This is a genomic window from Mesorhizobium sp. ESP6-5 (assembly GCF_020164695.1).
In the GTDB taxonomy this organism is placed as follows: Bacteria; Pseudomonadota; Alphaproteobacteria; order Rhizobiales; family Rhizobiaceae; genus Mesorhizobium; species Mesorhizobium australicum.
Genome location: NZ_JAIUGR010000013.1, coordinates 64,823 through 83,093, shown reverse-complemented (window position 1 = coordinate 83,093; position 18,271 = coordinate 64,823). Strand labels below are relative to the sequence as shown.

24 protein-coding genes and 1 tRNA gene are annotated in these 18,271 nt (G+C 62.1%); 21 read left to right on the top strand and 4 right to left on the bottom strand.

Going from position 1 to position 18,271, the window contains the following annotated elements; translation table 11 throughout:
• The first annotated feature begins 62 nt into the window (after positions 1 to 62).
• The 21 genes from LB524_RS21495 (at position 63) to LB524_RS21395 (ending at position 16,866) form a co-directional block, all read left to right on the top strand.
• Positions 63 to 1,853 (top strand): site-specific integrase, encoded by a 1,791-nt coding sequence (locus tag LB524_RS21495; RefSeq protein WP_224529916.1) that lies wholly within the window; start codon positions 63 to 65, stop codon positions 1,851 to 1,853.
• A gap of 166 nt (positions 1,854 to 2,019) precedes the next feature.
• Positions 2,020 to 3,213, top strand: coding sequence for a phage portal protein (locus LB524_RS21490; protein WP_224529915.1), 1,194 nt, complete (start codon positions 2,020 to 2,022; stop codon positions 3,211 to 3,213).
• Positions 3,213 to 3,626 (top strand): gene transfer agent family protein, encoded by a 414-nt coding sequence (locus tag LB524_RS21485; RefSeq protein ID WP_224529913.1) that lies wholly within the window; start codon positions 3,213 to 3,215, stop codon positions 3,624 to 3,626. The genes LB524_RS21490 and LB524_RS21485 overlap by 1 nt, the downstream gene beginning before the upstream one ends.
• Positions 3,623 to 5,149, top strand: a complete 1,527-nt coding sequence (locus LB524_RS21480; protein WP_224529911.1) for a phage major capsid protein — start codon at positions 3,623 to 3,625, stop codon at positions 5,147 to 5,149. Before LB524_RS21485 ends, LB524_RS21480 begins: the two co-directional genes overlap by 4 nt.
• 5 nt (positions 5,150 to 5,154) lie before the next feature.
• Complete coding sequence (locus tag LB524_RS21475) at positions 5,155 to 5,781, top strand: hypothetical protein (RefSeq protein WP_224529909.1); 627 nt, start codon at positions 5,155 to 5,157, stop codon at positions 5,779 to 5,781.
• Positions 5,778 to 6,131, top strand: a complete 354-nt coding sequence (locus LB524_RS21470) for an HNH endonuclease signature motif containing protein (RefSeq protein ID WP_224529907.1) — start codon at positions 5,778 to 5,780, stop codon at positions 6,129 to 6,131. The genes LB524_RS21475 and LB524_RS21470 overlap by 4 nt, the downstream gene beginning before the upstream one ends.
• A complete protein-coding gene (locus LB524_RS21465) occupies positions 6,128 to 6,502 on the top strand; it encodes a hypothetical protein (RefSeq protein WP_224529905.1) in 375 nt (124 codons plus the stop codon). Before LB524_RS21470 ends, LB524_RS21465 begins: the two co-directional genes overlap by 4 nt.
• Positions 6,495 to 6,908, top strand: a complete 414-nt coding sequence (locus LB524_RS21460) for a hypothetical protein (RefSeq protein ID WP_224529904.1) — start codon at positions 6,495 to 6,497, stop codon at positions 6,906 to 6,908. The genes LB524_RS21465 and LB524_RS21460 overlap by 8 nt, the downstream gene beginning before the upstream one ends.
• Positions 6,905 to 7,210 (top strand): head-tail connector protein, encoded by a 306-nt coding sequence (locus tag LB524_RS21455; RefSeq protein WP_224529903.1) that lies wholly within the window; start codon positions 6,905 to 6,907, stop codon positions 7,208 to 7,210. The genes LB524_RS21460 and LB524_RS21455 overlap by 4 nt, the downstream gene beginning before the upstream one ends.
• Positions 7,200 to 7,631: an HK97-gp10 family putative phage morphogenesis protein gene (locus tag LB524_RS21450; protein ID WP_224529902.1), complete on the top strand. Its 432-nt coding sequence runs from the start codon at positions 7,200 to 7,202 to the stop codon at positions 7,629 to 7,631. Before LB524_RS21455 ends, LB524_RS21450 begins: the two co-directional genes overlap by 11 nt.
• The gene (locus tag LB524_RS21445) at positions 7,628 to 8,041 is read left to right on the top strand and encodes a DUF3168 domain-containing protein (protein WP_224529901.1); all 414 of its coding nucleotides are present in this window, start codon (positions 7,628 to 7,630) and stop codon (positions 8,039 to 8,041) included. The genes LB524_RS21450 and LB524_RS21445 overlap by 4 nt, the downstream gene beginning before the upstream one ends.
• A 1-nt stretch (position 8,042) precedes the next feature.
• Positions 8,043 to 8,357 carry a phage head closure protein gene (locus LB524_RS21440; protein WP_224529899.1) on the top strand — a complete coding sequence of 105 codons (315 nt, stop codon included), beginning with the start codon at positions 8,043 to 8,045 and terminating at the stop codon, positions 8,355 to 8,357.
• The gene (locus LB524_RS21435; RefSeq protein ID WP_224529886.1) at positions 8,354 to 8,986 is read left to right on the top strand and encodes a hypothetical protein; all 633 of its coding nucleotides are present in this window, start codon (positions 8,354 to 8,356) and stop codon (positions 8,984 to 8,986) included. Before LB524_RS21440 ends, LB524_RS21435 begins: the two co-directional genes overlap by 4 nt.
• Positions 8,983 to 9,387, top strand: coding sequence for a phage terminase small subunit P27 family (locus tag LB524_RS21430; RefSeq protein WP_224529884.1), 405 nt, complete (start codon positions 8,983 to 8,985; stop codon positions 9,385 to 9,387). The genes LB524_RS21435 and LB524_RS21430 overlap by 4 nt, the downstream gene beginning before the upstream one ends.
• Positions 9,387 to 11,009, top strand: a complete 1,623-nt coding sequence (locus LB524_RS21425; protein WP_224529882.1) for a terminase large subunit — start codon at positions 9,387 to 9,389, stop codon at positions 11,007 to 11,009. Before LB524_RS21430 ends, LB524_RS21425 begins: the two co-directional genes overlap by 1 nt.
• Positions 11,010 to 11,019: 10 nt before the next feature.
• On the top strand, positions 11,020 to 13,683 hold the full coding sequence (locus LB524_RS21420) for a hypothetical protein (RefSeq protein WP_224529880.1): 2,664 nt from the start codon (positions 11,020 to 11,022) through the stop codon (positions 13,681 to 13,683).
• Position 13,684: 1 nt separating this feature from the next.
• Positions 13,685 to 14,038 (top strand): phage tail protein, encoded by a 354-nt coding sequence (locus LB524_RS21415; protein ID WP_224529878.1) that lies wholly within the window; start codon positions 13,685 to 13,687, stop codon positions 14,036 to 14,038.
• A 553-nt stretch (positions 14,039 to 14,591) separates the two neighbouring features.
• Positions 14,592 to 15,065 (top strand): hypothetical protein, encoded by a 474-nt coding sequence (locus LB524_RS21410; RefSeq protein ID WP_224529876.1) that lies wholly within the window; start codon positions 14,592 to 14,594, stop codon positions 15,063 to 15,065.
• Between the two features lie 102 nt (positions 15,066 to 15,167).
• Positions 15,168 to 15,758 carry a hypothetical protein gene (locus tag LB524_RS21405; protein WP_224529873.1) on the top strand — a complete coding sequence of 197 codons (591 nt, stop codon included), beginning with the start codon at positions 15,168 to 15,170 and terminating at the stop codon, positions 15,756 to 15,758.
• A gap of 534 nt (positions 15,759 to 16,292) precedes the next feature.
• Complete coding sequence (locus LB524_RS21400) at positions 16,293 to 16,463, top strand: hypothetical protein (protein ID WP_224529870.1); 171 nt, start codon at positions 16,293 to 16,295, stop codon at positions 16,461 to 16,463.
• A gap of 88 nt (positions 16,464 to 16,551) precedes the next feature.
• Complete coding sequence (locus LB524_RS21395) at positions 16,552 to 16,866, top strand: hypothetical protein (RefSeq protein ID WP_224529867.1); 315 nt, start codon at positions 16,552 to 16,554, stop codon at positions 16,864 to 16,866.
• Positions 16,867 to 16,996: 130 nt separating this feature from the next.
• Here the strand turns inward: LB524_RS21395 and LB524_RS21390 are convergent, their stop codons facing one another.
• The 4 genes from LB524_RS21390 to LB524_RS21375 form a co-directional block, all read right to left on the bottom strand.
• The gene (locus LB524_RS21390) at positions 16,997 to 17,242 is read right to left on the bottom strand and encodes a hypothetical protein (protein ID WP_224529865.1); all 246 of its coding nucleotides are present in this window, start codon (positions 17,240 to 17,242) and stop codon (positions 16,997 to 16,999) included.
• Between the two features lie 194 nt (positions 17,243 to 17,436).
• On the bottom strand, positions 17,437 to 17,736 hold the full coding sequence (locus LB524_RS21385) for a hypothetical protein (RefSeq protein ID WP_224529864.1): 300 nt from the start codon (positions 17,734 to 17,736) through the stop codon (positions 17,437 to 17,439).
• A 285-nt stretch (positions 17,737 to 18,021) separates the two neighbouring features.
• Positions 18,022 to 18,095 (bottom strand) — tRNA-Gln (locus LB524_RS21380).
• A gap of 13 nt (positions 18,096 to 18,108) precedes the next feature.
• On the bottom strand, positions 18,109 to 18,270 hold the full coding sequence (locus LB524_RS21375) for a hypothetical protein (RefSeq protein ID WP_181171197.1): 162 nt from the start codon (positions 18,268 to 18,270) through the stop codon (positions 18,109 to 18,111).
• Between the last annotated feature and the right edge of the window lies 1 nt (position 18,271).

Here is an 18,271-nt window from a genome sequence, read left to right as displayed (position 1 = left end):
TTTTCGGCATATATCTCCCCTATATTGGTCCCCTAGGTTGTAGGGGCAAACAGGGAACGAAAATGCCTCAAGTGTCCTACCTGAAGAAGCGTGGCGGCGGCGTCTACTACGCACAGATGGCCGTGCCGGTGGAGCTTCAGCCTATCGTTGGTGCAAAGATGAAGGAGCGCAGCTTGCGCACCAAAGACCCGCGCGAGGCGAAGCGGCTCATGATGCCGGTGATTGCGGAATGGAATGCGCGGTTCGATGACATTCGCGCTCGCCGGGCGCTTGCCGACTTGGACAAGGCGGATGCCGTGTGGAAGCACTACACCGGCACCCTCGACCGTGATGAGCAGGCCCGGCGCTCGATGCCGACCGCTGCCGACCTTGATGCGGCGACCGAACGGGCCGTCGAGCGCGTCCAGAGGGAAGGCATCGATGTGCGCGACCCGCTCGCCGCGCTCAACGCGAGCCTCGACGTGATGGTGCTGAAGCAGCGCCGGGCGCTCGACGCCTATGCCCGCCGCACGAAGCTCGACCACATGCGCAAGCATCTTGCGACCGGCGAAACCGCGCTGATCAACCATGAGGTTGACGCCTACGCCGCCGACAACGGGCTGATGATTGATACGCTATCCCCGGATCGTGGCGACCTCGCCGGCAAGATGATGCGCGCCGAAATCGAAGCCCTTGAGCGCACCCTTGAGCGCGACCGGGGAGATTATAGCGGCACCCCGCGCGACCCTATCGTGAAGCCCGCCACCGGCACGTCGAGGGAACAGGCAAAGCCGGGCGAAACCATCATGGAGCTTTTCGAGCAATACGCCGCCGAAAATCCGAAGGGCATCGCCACCGACACCATTGCACAGGCCCGGCGCGATGTTGGCAGCTTCCTCGACTATGCCGGCCACAACCTGCCGGCTCACCGGATCGACAAGAAGGCCGTCCGCGAGTGGAAGGCGCTCTTGATGAAGTTCCCGGTGAAGGCGACCGAAAGCAAGGAATTCGCCGGCAAGACCATCGCCCAAATCGTCCGGCATAATGAGAAGGTTGGCAAGCCGGTGATCACTCACCGGACGGTGAACCGCTATCTGTCCGGCTTCAGCGCCTTTTGCTCATGGCTGGTCAATCACGGCTATCTCGACCACAACCCGGCCGATGGCATGTTCCTCAAGAAGCCGAAGGACAAGACCACGGTTCCCTTCACGGCCGACCAGATGAACGCGCTGTTCAAGTCGCCGCTGTTCGCCGGATGCCAGAGCGCCGACGAATGGCGCAACGTCGCCAAGCCCGGCAACGTCATGATCCGCGATCACCGTTATTGGGTTCCGCTGATCATGCTCTACAGCGGCGCGCGGCCGGCAGAGATTGCGCAGCTTGCCGTCGCAGACGTGCGGGAGGAACACGGCCATTGGATTTTCCACATCACCGAAGAAGGTGACGGTGAAAAGAGCGTGAAGACGGCCGGTTCCATGCGCGTCGTGCCCGTCCACGATGAGCTTATCCGGCTCGGCTTCCTCAAGCATCACGACGCCATGAAGGCAAAGGGCGCGGCGCGCCTGTTCCCTGAAGCCGAGCGCAATTCGCGCGGGCAGATGATTGCGGAGTTCTCCCGCGAGTTCGGCCGCTATCTCACCCGGCTCGGAATGAAGAATGGGCGCGGCTTGTCGCTCTACAGCTTCCGGCACGGCGCGGCCGACGCCCTTCGCCGCGCCGGCCATCTGGACGAACAGTTCGGGTTCATCCTTGGACACTCCAGCGCCAGCATGACGGGCCGCTACGGCATCATGCCTCAAGGAATGCTTCAGCAGCGCGTCGAGCTTGTGAATTCGATCGCCTATCCTGGCCTGAAGATCGATCATCTTTACTGAACAAAATCCGCACATCGATCAATTTGCTTGATTTAAGGGATTCACAACAGAATCCGCCTGTGAGAGAATATATTCCTATTCGAGTTCTCTCACAGGTTTGGTTGCGTTGCGTAATGGGTTCGGCCGCGTAGTTAAGGCCCTCGGCTTCGGATCGGAACAGAAGGCTTTGCCCCTGTCCGATCCTGCCATCTTCGAACTGTTCGGCGTCATGCCGTCCGCGTCCGGCGTCACCGTGTCGGCTTCCACGGCCTTGCATGTGCCCGCCGTGCTTCACGCCGTCCGCCTCATTTCCGAAAACATCGGTGATCTTCCTTGCAAGCTCTACCGGGAGGAAGGTGACAGCAAGGAATCCGCCAAGGATCACCCCGGCAACCGCCTTGTGCATAGTCGGGCGAACCCTTGGACAAGTGCCGGCGAACTTCGCGTTGCCCTCACCATGGATGCGCTCATGCACGGCGCGGGCTATGCCGAAGTCGTGCGAGTCGACGATGGCCGGCCGTATCATCTTTTCCGCCTCACGCCCGGCACCGTCCAGCGCCGTATCGAGGATGACGGCGAACCCTATTACCTTGTCCAGCGCGAACGCGGCCGACAGGTGCGCTTGTCCTACCGTGACGTGCTCTATGTGCCCGCGTTCGGCGGCGTCTCGCCGATCACGCTTGGCAAGGATGCTATCGGCGTTGCCATGGTGCTTGAGCGCCATGCGTCCAAGTTCTTCGCTTCCGGCGCTCGCCCGTCCGGCGTCATCACCGACAAGGGCAAGATCACCGGCGACGCTGCCGGCGCTACTACGATCAACAACATCCTGAAGTCATGGCGAAAGTGGCAGGCGAACGATAACGGCGATCCGCTCATTCTCGACGCCGGACGCGAATATGCAGCGCAGACGATGCCTAGCACCGACGCGCAGTTCATCGAGAACCGCCTTGAGCAGATCAACGAGATTGCCCGCATCTTCGGCGTGCCGCCGCACATGCTCTATCAGCTTGAGCGCGCGACGTGGAGCAACGCCGAACAGATGGCGGCGAGCTTCCTTCAGCTTTGCCTTCGCCCTTGGCTCGACCGCTGGCAGGACGCTTATGCGACCGTCCTTCTGACCGAAGACGAACAGGACGACCTCTATTTCGAATTCGTCATTGACGACCTTCAGCGCGCCGACGCGGCGGGCAGGGCGGAAATCTTCGGCAAGCTTGTCGCCATGCGCGCCATGACGCCGAACGAAGTCCGCGCCGCCATGAACCTGCCGGCCATCGAAGGCGGTGACGAACTCGCCAATCCCTACACGGCGACCACGCCGCCGGCCGGGAAGATTCCGCCCGCCAGCAACGACAACGCCGACCCCGGCGAGGAAGCAGCCTAATGAAGCACACCGCCTTTTTCGGGGATGGCGAAAAGACCTTTGACCTCCCGGCCGAACAGATTCTTGAGCTTGAGCGGAAGACCGGCACGGGCGTCGGCACGATCTACAGCCGCACCATGACCGGACAGTTCCAGTTCGGCGACATCATCGAAGTGATCCGGCTCGGCCTTATCGGTGGCGGCACGTCGCCGAAGGAAGCACAGGCGCTTGTCGATGCCTACGCACGACCGACGCCGATCATCGAAGCGTTCCAGCTTGCGGCCGACATCCTTGAAGCCCGGTGGAGCGGCAAGGTCGAAGCGCCGGCACCCGACGCCCAGGACGAATTGCGACAGGCCGCCGCTACCGGCGACGCCTCGGCAATCCTCCGTGCCCGTATCGCCGAAGCCTATGCGGAGGATTACGCAGCATGAGCGAACGTCTCGAAATCAAGGCCGCGCTCACTGTTGACGATAGCGGCGAAATCACCGGCATCGCGTGGCCGTTCGGTTCCCCGGATCGTGTCGGCGACGTGATCGAAAAGGGCGCGATCACCGGCCCGGCCACGCTTCCCATGCTGTTCGCCCACGACCAGTCACAGGTGATTGGCGTTTGGGACAACATCACCGAAACCGCCGACGGCCTGACCGTCAAGGGCCGGTTGCTGGTCGATGACGTGGAACGCGCTCGCGAAGTGCGCGCCATGATCCGCAGCAAGGCCGTCACCGGCCTGTCCATTGGTTTCGTCACCAAGGCGAGCAAGCCCCGCCAGCGCGGCCGGACGATCACCGCGCTCAATCTTCATGAAATTTCCGTTGTCGCCGTCCCGAGCCATCCGGGCGCGCAAATCACCTCGATCAAGGCCGCCGATGGCACGGCAACTCAAAAGGAAAACCACATGGAAGATGAACTTGAGAATGCACCGGCCGGCAATGCCGATCCGGTGATTGAGAAGAAGGACTTCGACGCCCTCAAGGCTCGGCTCGACAAGCTGGAAGCCAAGGCCAATCGTCCGAAGGCGGCGAATGACAACCGTCAGCCCGCCGCCAACGACAACGATGAGCGCAAGGCGTTCGCGACGTTTGTCCGTTCCGGCGACGCCGGCGAAGTCAAGTCGCTCGGATATGCCACGCCCTCGACCGGCGGCATTCTGGCGCCGGAACAGGTTTCCGCGTCCATTCTTGAGAAGGTCGCGGAATTCTCGCCGGTGCGCTCGCTCGCGCAGACTATCAGCATGTCCGGCCCGCTGCTTCAGCTTCCCCGGCTGGTCGATGAGGTGACGGTCGGCGAGGTTGCCGAAACCGCTGCCCGGCCGGAAAGCGAACCGACCTTCGACCAGATCGACCTGAAGGCTTTCGAGATGGCCGTGATCGTCCCCGTGACGCGCATCCTCTTGGAAGATGCACAGATCGACCTCGCCGCCTATCTCGGCAACCACATCGCCCGGCGCTTCGGCCAGAAGGAAGCCGGCTGGTTTGTGAAGGGCAACGGCACGTCGCAGGCCGAAGGCGTTCTTACGTCGGCAGACGTGGCGGAAGTCGAGGCCGACATTGCGGCCGACGACCTCATTGACCTGTTCTACAGCATCAAGACCGCCTATTCGTCCAACGGCTCTTGGCTGATGAACCGCAAGACCATGGCGGTTGTCCGCAAGCTGAAGGACACCGACGGCAGCTACATTTGGCAGCCGGCGCTCACGGCCGGCCAGCCGCCGCTTCTGCTTGGCCGTCCGGTCTATGAAGGCGTGGACATGCCCGATCCGGTTGCCGGTAACAAGGCGATCGTCTTCGGCGACTTCGCTACCGGCTACGCCATCGCCGATCGCGTCGGTTTCGAGATCATCCGTGATGACCTCACCGGAGCCGCCAACGGCATCGTCAAGCTTCACGCTCGCCGCCGCGTCGGTGGCCGCGTGGTGATGGGCGAAGCCCTGACCAAGCTCAAGGTCGCGGCCTAATCGCCATGACCTTCGCCGCCCGCAACGATGAAATTGTGCTCGCGCTCGGTTCTCATGCTGCCGTGCGCTGCCGTGCATCGTTGCGGGCGGCTTCCCATTTCGTGCGCCTGGACGGCTTTGCCGATCTTCCCCGGCGCATCACCGAATTCCATCTCGGCACCATCCGCGACCTGATCACCGTCACGGCCACCGACCGGCAGGAAGCATCCGCGTTCCTCGACCAGATTGGCCGCACGCCTTTGCAGACTGTCGCCGATGCCGTCACCGTGCCGATGCTTGCCCTTGTCGCCGGTTTCGTCCCGGCATCCGATGACGATGCCAAGCCCGATCCGAAGGCCAAGCCGAAGCCTTGGCCGGACTTCTATCGTGAACACTTCCGTATCGCGACCGGCTGGCTTGGCTGGACGCCGGAAGCAGCATGGAATGCCACGCCGACCGAAATCAATGAGGCCGTCGCCGGCCTCTATGAAAAGCTGAAGGCCATTCACGGCGCACCTGAAAAGGACGCCGACCAGAAGCCCGACGCCTACAGCGCCGACCAGCTTCGCAAGATCGAGGAACAGGGCTTCGACCCTGCCTTTGACCGTGACGGCTTGCGCGCCCTCAAGGCCAATCTCGCGAGGGGTGCATGAGCCGCCCGCCGCACCTTTGCTCTTGCGGCCTTGTCGTCGCCTACGGCGCGCGTTGCGTGTGCCAGCGCCAAGCAACTCGCGAGCGCAATGCCCGCCACGATGCGCGCCGGCCGTCTGCCCGTGAACGCGGCTATGACGCCAAGTGGGACCGCGAGCGCGCCGCCTACCTCTATCTGCACAACACCTGCCGGCGTTGCGCCATGCGACCAGCAACCATCGTCCACCACATCATTCCGCACAGTGGCGACCGTTCCCTGTTCTGGAACCGCAGTAATTGGATGCCGGTGTGCCAGCCCTGCCACGATGGACCTATCCAGCGGCAGGAACGTGGCCGGAGGCACCGCCAATGACGCCCGCCGAACGTGCCCGCCTTATCGACAAGCAGGAGTTCGAGGCCGAATGCCGCGCCGTGCGCGAACGTGTCTTTGCCCGGCTTGGCGTCAAACAGCGTGAGGACCGCACCCATGTGTTGCACGCCATGGCGAAGCCTGTTCAGCCCGGACAATTCAAGCGTCCTTTCGAAGTGCAGCCTGCCGAACCGCCGTCGCATAAGCCGAAGCGGAATGGCCGGCCGCATACCGTTGCTGGCCGTTCCCTCACGCGCCGCCAATGGGCGGCCGAACTTGGGATCACCTACAACAACATGAATCAGGCCGTTCATATTCACGGCAGCGTCGAGGCCGTTGTGCGCCGCCGTTTAGGAGCTTCCGCCAATGGCTAAGCGCTATCGCTACAAGACCAAGCTCTACACCCTTGGACAACTTGCCGCCGTCGCATGTGTCTCGCGTGCAACCCTGTTCGCACGCATGAGGTATTACGGCTATTCCGTCGCCGATGCCGTGGAAACCCCGCCGTTGAAAAGGGGCAGGCCGTCGCGTCGTCTCGCCTATGCCGGCCGCGCTCTCACGGTTCGCGAATGGTCCGAATTGACCGGCGTTCCCGACAAGACGCTGGCAACGCGCCTCTATCACGGCTGGACCGTCGAGCAGACCCTTGCCACGCCGACGCCCGAACAGCGCAGGCGGGGGGTGGTCTCCAACTTTGAGACCTTGAGGGGGACCGGCGGGGGGAGGTTCCCACAAGAGAGTCCCGAAATAACTTTTTCAGAACAGGCCGAAAACGCATGAGCATCGTGACCCTTTCGCTCGCCAAGGCGCACATGAATATCGATGGCACGGCCGACGATGAGCTTATCACGCTCTACATCGGCGCGGCCGAACAGTGGCTTGGCAACTACACCGGCCGGCCGCTCGCCGACCTCGACCCGCTGCCCGACGACCTGAAGCTCGCGGTGCTGAAGCTGGTCGCGTTCTACTATGAGCAGCGCGAGGCCGTCGCCTTCGGCATCACCATGCAGATTGCGCCCTACGGCGTGACCAGCATCGCCGACGCCTACCGGGGAAGCTGGTTCGGCGACGATGGCGAGTAACGACAACGGCCTTGCCTCGACGCTCGCGGCCATCGAGCACGCCCGGAAGGCACCGCGCGCCGCCGTGCTGCCGGCGCTTCTGAAGTCGGCCGAAGAACTGGCAGCGGCGCAACGGGCGCTGGCGGAAACGTCTCGCGACACCGGCGCGCTGATCGACAGCATTGAGGTGACGCCGCCCGGCCACTCGACGCCGCCTTATTCTCAGCCCGGCGGAATGCGCGTGGCAGGTGAAACCGAAGTGCTTGTGACGGCCGGCAATGAGGACGTGCGCTATGCGCACCTTGTCGAGTTCGGCACGTCGAAGATGGAGGCCGAACCGTTCTTCTGGCCCGCCTTCCGTCTGCTTCGCAAGCGCCTTCAGAACCGTATCAACCGGGCGGCGAGGAAGGCCGTCAAGGATGCTTGGAGCGGCGGCCAATGATCGAACCGACCCTTGCCCTTCAGACTGCTATCCGGGCCGCGCTCATTGCCGCGCCGGCCGTCATCGCGCTTGTGCCTGCCGACAACATCCGCTCCGGCTCGACGCGGCCGGACAAGACGCCGTGCATCATCATGGCGAACGGCACCACGGCGTTGCACGGCCACGACTACACCGCTCAGCGGGCCGCATGGGTAAACCTCGACTTGCATGTGTGGACCCTCGACGCCGGGGAAGATGCCGCCAAGGAAATCGCCTTTGCCGTATCCAATGCCCTCGACCAGCGCTTGAGCATCGCGGGCGGCTATTGCGATCATTTCGAAGTCACCGGCGCGGTCTATCCGCGTGATCCCGACCCGGCCTACGGGCACGGCGTCCTGTCGGTGGAAGCTCTCATTCGGTGGATCATCTGACATGCGCGCCGGCAAGCTCGACCGCACCATTTCCATTGAGCGGAAGACCGAAACCGTGTCGCCGACCGGCGCGCCTATTGCCGCCTGGCTGAATACTGCCACGGTGCGCGCGGAGATCGTGACGCAATCGGCTTCCGAATTCCTGACCGGCTTCGGCGAGGCCGAAAGCGGCACCATCGTCTTCCGCATCCGCTACCTCGCCGGCATCACCACGGCTGACCGCGTGAGTTATGCCGGGCAGGTTTATGACCTGAAGGAAGTCACCGAAACCGGCCGCCGTCGCGGCCTTGAGCTTCGGGCGGTGGCTACCGGATGAAGCCTGTAGCCATCTTCCTCTATGAGCTTTCCGGCCAATCTGCCGAACCGTTCGCGGCGGCTGGGTGGGATTGCTATTGCATCGACATCGCGCACCCGGCCGACCGGAGCGACGGCAACGTGCATTTCATCCGTGCCGATGCCCGGCATTGGAAGCCTACGAAGGACATGGTGATGCGCTGCCGCTTCTTTGCAGCGTTCCCGCCTTGCGATCATCTTGCGGTTTCCGGTGCGCGCTGGTTTGCCGGCAAGGGCTTGCACAAGCTTTCGGAATCCGTCGGTCTTTTTGCCATCGCTGCCGAGTGGGCGGAATTCTTCGAAGTCCCGTATCTGATCGAAAATCCGGTTTCGACCATCTCGACCTATTGGCGGAAGCCGGATCATACTTTTGACCCTTGGCAGTTCACCGCTTGGGCGGCGAACGACAATTACACGAAGAAGACGTGTCTTTGGACGGGCGGCGGCTTCGTCATGCCCGAACCCCAGGCAACGTGCCAGTTGATCGATACTAGGCGGATTGTGGACACGAAGCGGGATGCAAACCGGGCAAACGTCCGTTCGGTGACGCCCATCGGCTTCATGCGCGCGGCCTTTGACGTGAATTTCGGCCGCAAGGCGCTTGCGGCATGACGCGCGGCCTGAAGCCCTCGACCATCGTTACCGGCACGTCGCCCGTGGCGCGCGTTCCGTCGGCGCCTGCCTATCTGTCGAAGGAGGCCAAAGCCGAATGGCGGCGCGTTGCACCGATCCTTGTGCGCGAGCGCAAGGTGCTCACCGTGGCCGACCTCGCCGCCCTTGAGAATTTCGTGATCGCCAGCGGCACCATGCGCGAGATGCACGTGCTGCTTCAGGCCGAAGGCTATGTGCTGCCGAACGGCAAGCGGCACCCGGCAGTCGGCATCCTCACCGCCATGCAGCAGCAACAGCTTCGGTGTGCCGGTGAGCTTGGCTTGACGCCTTCGGCCCGCTCGCGCGCCGCCATGATCGGCGGCGACGACGATGACGACGACAACCCGCTCGCGGTGACGTGATGGCGAGCACCTATCCCGCATGGATTTTCGACGGTTCCCCGATTGACGACCCGTTCGGCTATGGCGAGCGGGCGGTGACTTTCCTTCGCCGCCTGAAGCATCCGAACAGCAGCGCGCCGAAGTCGGCTTTCCAGCTTTACGATTGGCAGGAACGCATTATCCGCCGCATCTACGGGCCGCGCCACGCGGACGGCCGGCGCATGGTGGAAACCGTCTTTTGGATGATTCCCCGCGGGAACCGGAAGACCAGTCTCGCCGCGGCGCTGGCGCTGCTTCATACCATCGGCCCGGAGAAGGTTCCGGCCGGGCAGGTGATCTTCGCCGCGTCGGACCGCGAGCAGGCCGGCCTTGGCTTCAAGGAAGCCGCGAACATCGTGCGGATGGACAAGCGGCTTGTCGCCGCGACCCGCATCTATGACGCTCACAACAGCGCGAAGAAGATCGTCTTCAATGCGCAGTCCGTCGAGCTTCAGGCCATTTCCAGCGACGGCGCTGCGCAGCATGGCAAGACGCCGGCGTTTGTGCTGGTGGACGAAATCCATGTGTGGAAGGGCCGCGACCTTTGGGAAGCCCTGAAGTCCGGCATGGTGAAGACCAGCGGCACCCTCATGGTGATCGCCACCACGGCCGGGCGCGGTTCCGAAAACATCGGGTTCGAGCAGTATGACTATGCGCGGCGCGTGGCGCGCGGCGAGATCGTGAACCCGGCCTATCTGCCGATCATCTTCGAGGCCGCCAACGACAACGACTGGCAGGACGAAGACCTGTGGCACCGCGTCAATCCTGGCCTGAAGCACGGCTTCCCGAACCTCGACGCGCTGCGCACGGCGGCGAGGGAAGCGGAGCACCGGCCGGCCGACCGCCACGCCTTCAAGCAGTTCAACCTGAATATCTGGCAGGCGCATTCGCGGGATCCGTTGTTTGACATGGCGACCTATGACGCCGGCAAGATCCCGCTCGACCTCGCCGACCTCGCGGCGCTGCCGTGCTTCATCGGCGTGGATATGTCCGTCAACGGCGACCTTACGGCCGTTGTCGCGGCGTGGCGCGGCGATGATGGCACGATCTTTGTGCATCCGTGGTTTTTCGTTCCCGGCGACGACCTGAAGGGCCGCGCCGAACGTGACGGCGTGCCCTATGAGCAATGGCGTGACGACGGCCTGATTACGGTGATCGACGGCCCGGTGATCGAACCGGAGGAAGTCGAGAAACACATTCGCGAGATTTGCGCCGACAACGACAACGTGCGCGAGATCGCCTTCGACCCGCACCTTGCCCGCATGACCATGCAGCGCCTTTACGATGACGGCTTGCCGGCCGTCGAAATGCGACAGGCACCGCTCACCATGGGGCCGGCAATTGGCGTGCTCGAGCGCGTCGTGAATGGCCGGGCGCTTCGCCATAGCGGGCACCCCGTTCTTCGCCATCACTTCGATAGTGTCGTGGCGTCCCGCAACGACACCGGCCTTGTGCGGATGCACAAGGGCAAGAAGACCGACCGCATCGACGGCGCGGTGGCCGCCGTTATGGCCGTGGCGCGTGCAGCCGCAAACGACAACCGCAAGTCCATCTTCGACTTGCCCGAAGACGAATTCGACCGCGTTAGCGCGGAAGCAGCATAGGAACACCGGAATGTCCGACGATACTCAACGCCTTGTCGTTTCGCTTGAGGCCCGCCTCAACAAGTATGAGAAGGACATGGCGCGCGCCGGCAAGGCGACGAACGACAATTTCAAGCGCATGGAAGGCCGCGCCAAGCAGTTCGCCGATAACACCGAAAAGGCGCTCGGTAAGAGCTTCGGCGACCTCGCAGGCAAGATCGAAAGCGGCTTCGCACCCTTCCTTCGCGGCGGCGTGGTGTTCGCTGGCGTGGCCGGGGCTGCAATGGCCGTGAAGGAAATCGCCGACAGCATCGCCGAAGTGGACAGGGAAGCTCGCAAGGCCGGCGTGTCGGCCAAGACGTGGCAGCAGTGGAGCTATGTCGCCACCGCCACCGGCGCGAGCGTGGACGGGGTAACCGACGCGCTCAAGGAACTGAACATCCGCGCCAACGAATTCGCGTTGACCGGGAAGGGCAGCGGCGCGGAATGGTTCGTCCGGCTCGGCTACACCGCCGATGAGGTAGGCAAGAAGCTCGCCGACCCGAACCGCTTCCTTGATGAGATCATCGGCAAGCTTCAGAAGCTCAACGCCGGTTCACAGACGCGCGCCCTGGACGAACTGTTCGGCGGCACCGGCGCGGAGCAGCTTGCGAAGGTGCTCGGCCTGTCCGTCGAGCAAATCCAGAAGCTTCGCAGTGAGGCCGCGACCTTCACCGATGAGCAGATTGAGGCCGCGAAGAAGATCGACGCCGAATTCTCGACCATGTGGCGCAACTTCATCGTCTACGCCAAACAGGCCGCAATCGAAGGCGTCGGCGTGGCGCAGAAGATTTTCAAGACGCTCAACGGCGAATACCTGCCCGGCTACCAGAAGATGAAGGATGCGGAAGCCTATTACGCTTCCGACGCCTTCAGGCTGAAGCAGGCACAGAAGCAGCGCGAGCAGCTTTTGAAGGACATCGCCAATGTCGAAGCCGATCCGGCATTGAGCGGCGACGGCATGGGAACCCTCGACGCCCTGAAGAAGGAGCTTGAGGCCGTCGAGACCGAGATTGTGAACCTTGGCGGCGGGAGCGACCAGCTTAAGCAGGCGCTTAAGGAACTGTCCGATATCACCATGCAGGCGGGCGGCACGTTCAACAATAGCGCCGCGCAGGCCGCGAACTTCAAGGTGGCGCTCGCCGACCTGAAGAACCTCGTGCCGGAACTCAAGGCGGAGCTCGATGAGCTCGGCAAGCTCGACGCCATCGACGCGGCCTTTAAGAAGGCAGTCGGCAGCGCCACTACCATGTCGCAGGTTATGGGTGCGGTGGACATCGCGAACCGCGCGAAGACCATGGCGCGCTTCGGCAAGCACGACGATATTTTGAGTCTTATTCGCGCAACGGAGTCGGGCGGCAGCTACAACGCTACGCTCGACAATGGCCGGTGGACGGGCGGCGCACAGAACCTCACGGCCATGTCGCTCGACCAGATTCTTGCGCTCGGCGATCGGATGCGCACCCCGGAGAATCGCGCCCTTTATGGCGACGGCAAGGGTTCGTCCGCACTTGGCGCCTATCAGATCACCGGCGGCACCTTGCGCAGCCTTATGAAGGAACTCGGCTTAACCGGTGACCGGCTGTTTAATGAGGACACCCAGGACGAACTTGCCCGCGCGTTGCTTCGCCGCCGTGGCAACGATCCGGGGAACCTTCGCAACGAATGGGAGGGGTTGCGCCGTGTAGATGATGGCACGATCCGCGATGCCTATAACGGCACCCCGACCGCCGCGCAAAAGCTTCCGCCGACCGATGGGCAGCAGAAGCAGATTGACCTTGCTAGGCAGCAGACGGAAGTCCGCAAAAACCTGAATGCCACCATTCAGGAGGGGTTGGACAAGGCCCGTTTCGAGCAGCAGATTTCCGGAATGACCGCATCACAGAAGCGCGTCGAGATGCAGCTTTGGGAATATGAGCAGCAGGCTAAGCGCGCCGGCATCACGCTTACGGATGAAGAAATCCAGAAGATGCGTGAGAAGCTGGAGCTTACCGAAAAGCTCGATAAGGGGAACAAGCAGGCAGAACAGTCGCAGACCGCCTTACAGCAGGCCGGGCAGTTCTTCGCGCAGAACTTCACGTCGAGCTTGTCGGGCTTGCTCACCGGCACCACGACGCTCAATGAAGCGGTGCGCGGGCTGGTCAACAGCTTGATCGACGCCAGCTTGCAGGCGCTGCTTTTGGGCAAGGGGCCGCTTGCCGCCTTGTTCGGCACTGCGACGGGCGGCGGCTTGTTCGGCTTCCTCGGCTTCGCGGATGGCGGCTATACCGGTGACGGTGGCCGGACCCAGCCGGCCGGCATCGTCCACAAGGGCGAATATGTTATGTCCAAGCGGGCTACCGCTCGGATCGGCGTCGGCAATCTTGAGGCGCTTCACCGTGGCGCGCTGGATGGCTTCGACCGTGGTGGCTATGTCGGCAGCGCGCCGGCCGTGCGCCGCGCTCACATGCCGGCGAACCAGAACACGCCGGTTGCGCAGCCGATCCAGATCAATGCGCCGATCACGGTGAACGGCAGTGCCGGCACCCCGGCCCAGAATGAAGACCTTGCCAAGCGCATGTCCAAGCAGATGGAACAGACCATGCGCGGCGCGGTGGCGGATGAAATTCGTCGGCAGGCGCGGCCCGGCAATTTTTTGAACACCCGGAGCCGCTGATATGTCGATCCCGACCTTTGACCCGCCCGTCGGCCCGTCGCCGGGCACCGCGCACAAGCCGACCGTGAACCTTTGGGAAGCCGACTTCGGCGACGGCTATAACCAGCCGACGCCGAAGGGCTTGAACCATATCCGCCGCGCCACGTCGCTGAAATGGTCAGCGCTCACCTACGGGCAGATGCGCGACATCGTGGAGTTCTTCGAGCGGCAGGGCGGGAGCCTCCCGTTCTACTTCCGGCCCTACGGCGAGGAAGTCAGCCGGAAGTGGACTTGCAAGGATTGGAGTGCCACGGCCGACAACGGCGTGTGGAGCGTCACGGCCGAACTCTCCGAAAGCTTCACTCTGGCTGTTTGACTCAGGGAAGGCCGTGGAGAGGCTTCGGCTGCTTTCCGGTGTGCTCACCCATCCGGCACCCGTCGCGCGCGCTGGTGATTCTCTCTGCCCGTTTCTGGCGGTGGGCGGCATCGAGCGGAGCGAGTGGCCGGAACCTTGGCCACGTTCAACATGGGATAGCAAGGCTGGACGCGCCGCAGGCGCGGACGGCCGCAGCATCCCTTTCTTGATGCTGGTGGTTGCATCGCCGCACCCGGAGGGGTTCCGGCACAGGAAGACCAGAAACCCTAACCATCCTCCGGGATATCCCGCGAAGCGGTTCACCGGACGCGCGCGTCAGCGCGCGGCGAGCGCCGTCAGGCGCGAGCGTGTGCCGCATCTGACCTCTGGTGTGTCCGTCCACATTTCCGCGTCCAGTGTAAGGTGTATCTGTATACCTGCATATCTACGACTACACTACGAACCAAAATGTGGACGGACACCTGTTGCCAAAATGTGGACGGACATAGGAAGAAAATCCTTGCACGGCACGCGTTAACGTGTTAACGTGTATGGGTAAATCGGAGACTCTTTTATGAACGTAATGAAGCCGTCCACGAACGCCGTCCGCCTTGATCCTCGGCGCGTGGAACAGTTGAAGGCCATCGGCGCTAAGCTCGGCCTGTCCAATGCCGGTGTGATCGCTCGGATGATCCGCGAGCAGATCGAAGCCGGCGTGATCCCCGACGTTATTCCCGGCGTTACCGTGCGCCGCCTGGACGATGGCGTGCTTATTCAGATCGACGACAGTCAGCCGTCCACGGTCACCTTCGACACGGCCGGTAAGATCGTGGAAGCGCTGCGCAGCGTAGCGAACGGCGGCGGCGGGGTGGTGGAATTGCAGCCCTTCGACGCCAGCAAGAGCTTCAGCGTTGTGCGGCAGGGGACCGGCATCAAGTTTCAGGTGCCGTTCCATGGCCCGAATGCGCATCACTGGAACGACGGGCCCTCTTTCTCGCCTGACCTCGCCCGCGACCTCGCGGGAGTGATTGAACAGGCGGCCGGATGAAAAGACGCCCCGGCGGACGGGAATCAGCCGGGGCGAAAAGTTCTTTCTTCAACCATAAGCAGAATAGATCGATGGGCAGTGATAGTCAAGAAAATATGATCGATGGATGACGACCGCGTCCATGTTGAAATGCAGCGCGTGTTCGATGCCCTCGACGCAATCAAAGCACCGGGCGATCCCGAGCCGTCAACCGTCGCGGAGTTCGCCCGCACCCCGGAGACCCGGCAGGCCCTTAGTGACGTGTTGCCGCCTGACGAGCTTGAGGAACTTGGTCGCGACCTTGAGCGCCAAGAGGCGACCATAGACCGGCCGGCCACGCCCGATGTGGCGCTTCTAGACCTCGCCCGGCGCACCCGCGACGACCTGAAGGCCGATGCTACCGCGAACGGCTGGCAGGCACGGGCGCGCCGCGAGATCGACCAGCACCGGGCCGGCGTTGGCAAGGATGCCTACAATGAGAAGCGCCGCGCCGACTACGCAGACCAGAAGGGCAGTGCCGTGCGCGAGTATGAGAAGGCCACGCCCGAGCGCCGCAAGGAGCAATACAAGGCATCGAAGAAGAAGGCGCGCGCCGTCATGACGCCGGACCAGAAAAAAGCCGCCAACACCGCCCGCACCGAACGGCGGAAGGCGCACCGCGAGCGCCAGAAGGCCGAAGGTGCGGCAGCGCTCAAGAATGGCGCGATTTTCTGATCAATCGACCGCAGTCCAGTTGCGCGGTTGCTATAATGAAGATGCCGGGCGGTTTTAAGCACGCCCGACCCGGTAGGCCCCTCATGGTTTCAGTCTCCCATGAGGGGCCGATAGCGTCTCAGTTCCAAAATTTCTTTGAAATCTGCGTCGGCCCTGTCAAGCTAAGGCAGGGACGAATTTGAGGGCGGCCCGCATGCCTCTTAGACGCTATCGCGGAATATTCGAGCCCGCTGACCTAGACTTACTCCAGCGGGTGTTCGACCGGTTATGCAACGAACGTCATCTGGGCAAAAGAGACAAGGAACAGAGGGAAGCCCTCGCCCAGGAAGTCGTCACCGTCTTCGAGATCGGGGTTACGAACGAAGCGGAGTTGAGGCAGGCGCTTTCGAGGCATCACAAGACGCCTAAGTAAGTGCTTACTTATAATTAAAACAATGACTTAGAGGATTTTTCGCTTGCGCGGCGTGATTCCGCCGTGCGAATCTTCACCGCTGCTTGGGCAGCGCAGGCAACACCCTCAACATAGGAAACACTATGACCTCGCATTACCTTCCGCAGGACCAGTGGACCGCCCTTGTGGACGCGCTGGTTGAAGCTCGCGGCGACCACGATGCCCGGAACGCCGTAATCGTCGCCCTGGCTGAAGTCGGCTTCATCGTGCCGGACACCTGTCGGGAGGATGAACCGGCACCGCTGGCCGCTTGAAACAATTCGTGATCGCGACTTGATGCAGTCCCACAAGGCACATCGCTATAGGGCGAAAAGTAACGCCGCCTTAGAAGGAGAGACTGAAATGAACCTCAATCCCGCACTCGCCAAGATCGTCGCCGCCGCCAACACCAAGTATGAGGCCGCTATCGCTAAGATCGTCGCCGACGCTGAGGCCAATGCTGAGGCCAATAGCGAACAGGCCCGCGAGCTTTTGCTCAACCTGATTGGCAACACGCTTGAGCGCATCCACGCCACGCCGTCCGGTGAAGTGGTGGATTATCAGCAGGAGGCTACGGACCTTCTGGAAATGGTCGAGCGGTGGTGTCTATGGCAGCACGAAGACGGTTATCTGATCTTCCACAATCCCCGCGAGGGAGTGGTGACGCTGGAACCCTAACCGCCCGATCCTCGATGCCGACCAGAAGCCCGCCGCTCACCACGGCGGGTTTTTCATTCGCCGCCGTGCACCGGGCAATATCCACCGTCGAGATTCACCCATTCCTCGATAGTCCGCTGGATGCCGCCCCTTACTGACAGCGCGTTCCCTTCTTAGTGGTCGCACCACACCGGGGAGCGCCGTCCGTCTCTACCCAATCGAGATATTGTTGCCGGCTGACACCGAAGTGCTTTGCGGCGAACGAATCCCTATCTTCAATAAAGGCGGGCACGTCATTGGGCTCTAAAACAATCGTAGTGCTGCCTCCCGGCGCACGCACGTAGGACACAAAGCTAATGCCGGCCGCCCGCATCGCGGCGATTGTTTGCTTGTCCAACCTCACGGTCTTCTCCCCTAGCCATTTTTACCTACCGCTTAAAGTAGGTATCCTTCCAACTGTCAGTCTTCGGTAGCCCGCCATTCTCTGGGGGAAGGTGCGCCCTAGCCGCTGGACGCATGATCGACCATACGACAAAACCACCCAAAAGCATTCCTAAAACAAACTCCATATCCTCGCCTCCCACCCGAGCCTTAAAGCACGCAATCCGCCGACATCTTTTCAGCGACGTAATCACCAATCGAGATCATGGCCGGCGTCACGTCAAGCGTGCCGTCCTTCCGCCTGAAGGATAGCGTGTGGAACACCTGTGATCCGGTGTAGCCGCCGAAACTGTTCTTCGCATTGACCAGCCCGCAAATGGTGATGAGCTTTCCGCCTTGCGTGGACGTGGCGACGATGCTTGAGAACATGGCGCTGTTAGGGTCTTTCAATCGCGACTGGACGCCAGCTTTTACCATCGCCGTATCGGCAGCACTTAGTTGGACTGGCACCCTCGGCTTCGCCGGCTCGGCCGGCGCTTGATTAGTAGGCGCAGAAACGCACCCGGCGAGCACGAGCGCTGCCGCAACGATAGTCAGTCTTTTCAAGATAGTCCCCCAATGATGTTACCCAAGGGCAAGGAATCATAGGGCGGACTCCCCGTCAAGAGTCGGCGGGAACAGTGATTTCGTAGGGAGAACTCCCCTAGAAATTCCCCTAATTTGGTCCCCTAGAATCGCCTACATCAGGAAATTGAAATTCCCGTAACCTTTTGACTTTATTGAGAAAAAAAGACTTGGCTGGGGAACCTGGATTCGAACCAGGACTAACGGAGTCAGAGTCCGTGGGTCTACCGTTAACCTATTCCCCAGCAGGCGTGACTATCACTGTAAAAAGTGAAAACCGCGCGGGCTGAGCGGCTGAGCCGCTTGAGCGCTGCCTTGTAGCCGCCAGTGGAAAATAGTCAAGTCTGCTTTGCGGTTCAATTGCCAGGTTTCATCACCGGTTCCGAACACCAGCTTTTCCCGTGGCGTGCGAATCTCCAAG

Coding starts and splice junctions, on each gene's coding strand:
- LB524_RS21495 (WP_224529916.1), top strand. CDS start 63: ATGCCTCAAGTGTCCTACCTGAAGAAGCGTGGCGGCGGCGTCTACTAC.
- LB524_RS21485 (WP_224529913.1), top strand. CDS start 3,213: ATGAAGCACACCGCCTTTTTCGGGGATGGCGAAAAGACCTTTGACCTC.
- LB524_RS21480 (WP_224529911.1), top strand. CDS start 3,623: ATGAGCGAACGTCTCGAAATCAAGGCCGCGCTCACTGTTGACGATAGC.
- LB524_RS21475 (WP_224529909.1), top strand. CDS start 5,155: ATGACCTTCGCCGCCCGCAACGATGAAATTGTGCTCGCGCTCGGTTCT.
- LB524_RS21470 (WP_224529907.1), top strand. CDS start 5,778: ATGAGCCGCCCGCCGCACCTTTGCTCTTGCGGCCTTGTCGTCGCCTAC.
- LB524_RS21465 (WP_224529905.1), top strand. CDS start 6,128: ATGACGCCCGCCGAACGTGCCCGCCTTATCGACAAGCAGGAGTTCGAG.
- LB524_RS21460 (WP_224529904.1), top strand. CDS start 6,495: ATGGCTAAGCGCTATCGCTACAAGACCAAGCTCTACACCCTTGGACAA.
- LB524_RS21455 (WP_224529903.1), top strand. CDS start 6,905: ATGAGCATCGTGACCCTTTCGCTCGCCAAGGCGCACATGAATATCGAT.
- LB524_RS21450 (WP_224529902.1), top strand. CDS start 7,200: ATGGCGAGTAACGACAACGGCCTTGCCTCGACGCTCGCGGCCATCGAG.
- LB524_RS21445 (WP_224529901.1), top strand. CDS start 7,628: ATGATCGAACCGACCCTTGCCCTTCAGACTGCTATCCGGGCCGCGCTC.
- LB524_RS21440 (WP_224529899.1), top strand. CDS start 8,043: ATGCGCGCCGGCAAGCTCGACCGCACCATTTCCATTGAGCGGAAGACC.
- LB524_RS21435 (WP_224529886.1), top strand. CDS start 8,354: ATGAAGCCTGTAGCCATCTTCCTCTATGAGCTTTCCGGCCAATCTGCC.
- LB524_RS21430 (WP_224529884.1), top strand. CDS start 8,983: ATGACGCGCGGCCTGAAGCCCTCGACCATCGTTACCGGCACGTCGCCC.
- LB524_RS21425 (WP_224529882.1), top strand. CDS start 9,387: ATGGCGAGCACCTATCCCGCATGGATTTTCGACGGTTCCCCGATTGAC.
- LB524_RS21420 (WP_224529880.1), top strand. CDS start 11,020: ATGTCCGACGATACTCAACGCCTTGTCGTTTCGCTTGAGGCCCGCCTC.
- LB524_RS21415 (WP_224529878.1), top strand. CDS start 13,685: ATGTCGATCCCGACCTTTGACCCGCCCGTCGGCCCGTCGCCGGGCACC.
- LB524_RS21410 (WP_224529876.1), top strand. CDS start 14,592: ATGAACGTAATGAAGCCGTCCACGAACGCCGTCCGCCTTGATCCTCGG.
- LB524_RS21405 (WP_224529873.1), top strand. CDS start 15,168: ATGGATGACGACCGCGTCCATGTTGAAATGCAGCGCGTGTTCGATGCC.
- LB524_RS21400 (WP_224529870.1), top strand. CDS start 16,293: ATGACCTCGCATTACCTTCCGCAGGACCAGTGGACCGCCCTTGTGGAC.
- LB524_RS21395 (WP_224529867.1), top strand. CDS start 16,552: ATGAACCTCAATCCCGCACTCGCCAAGATCGTCGCCGCCGCCAACACC.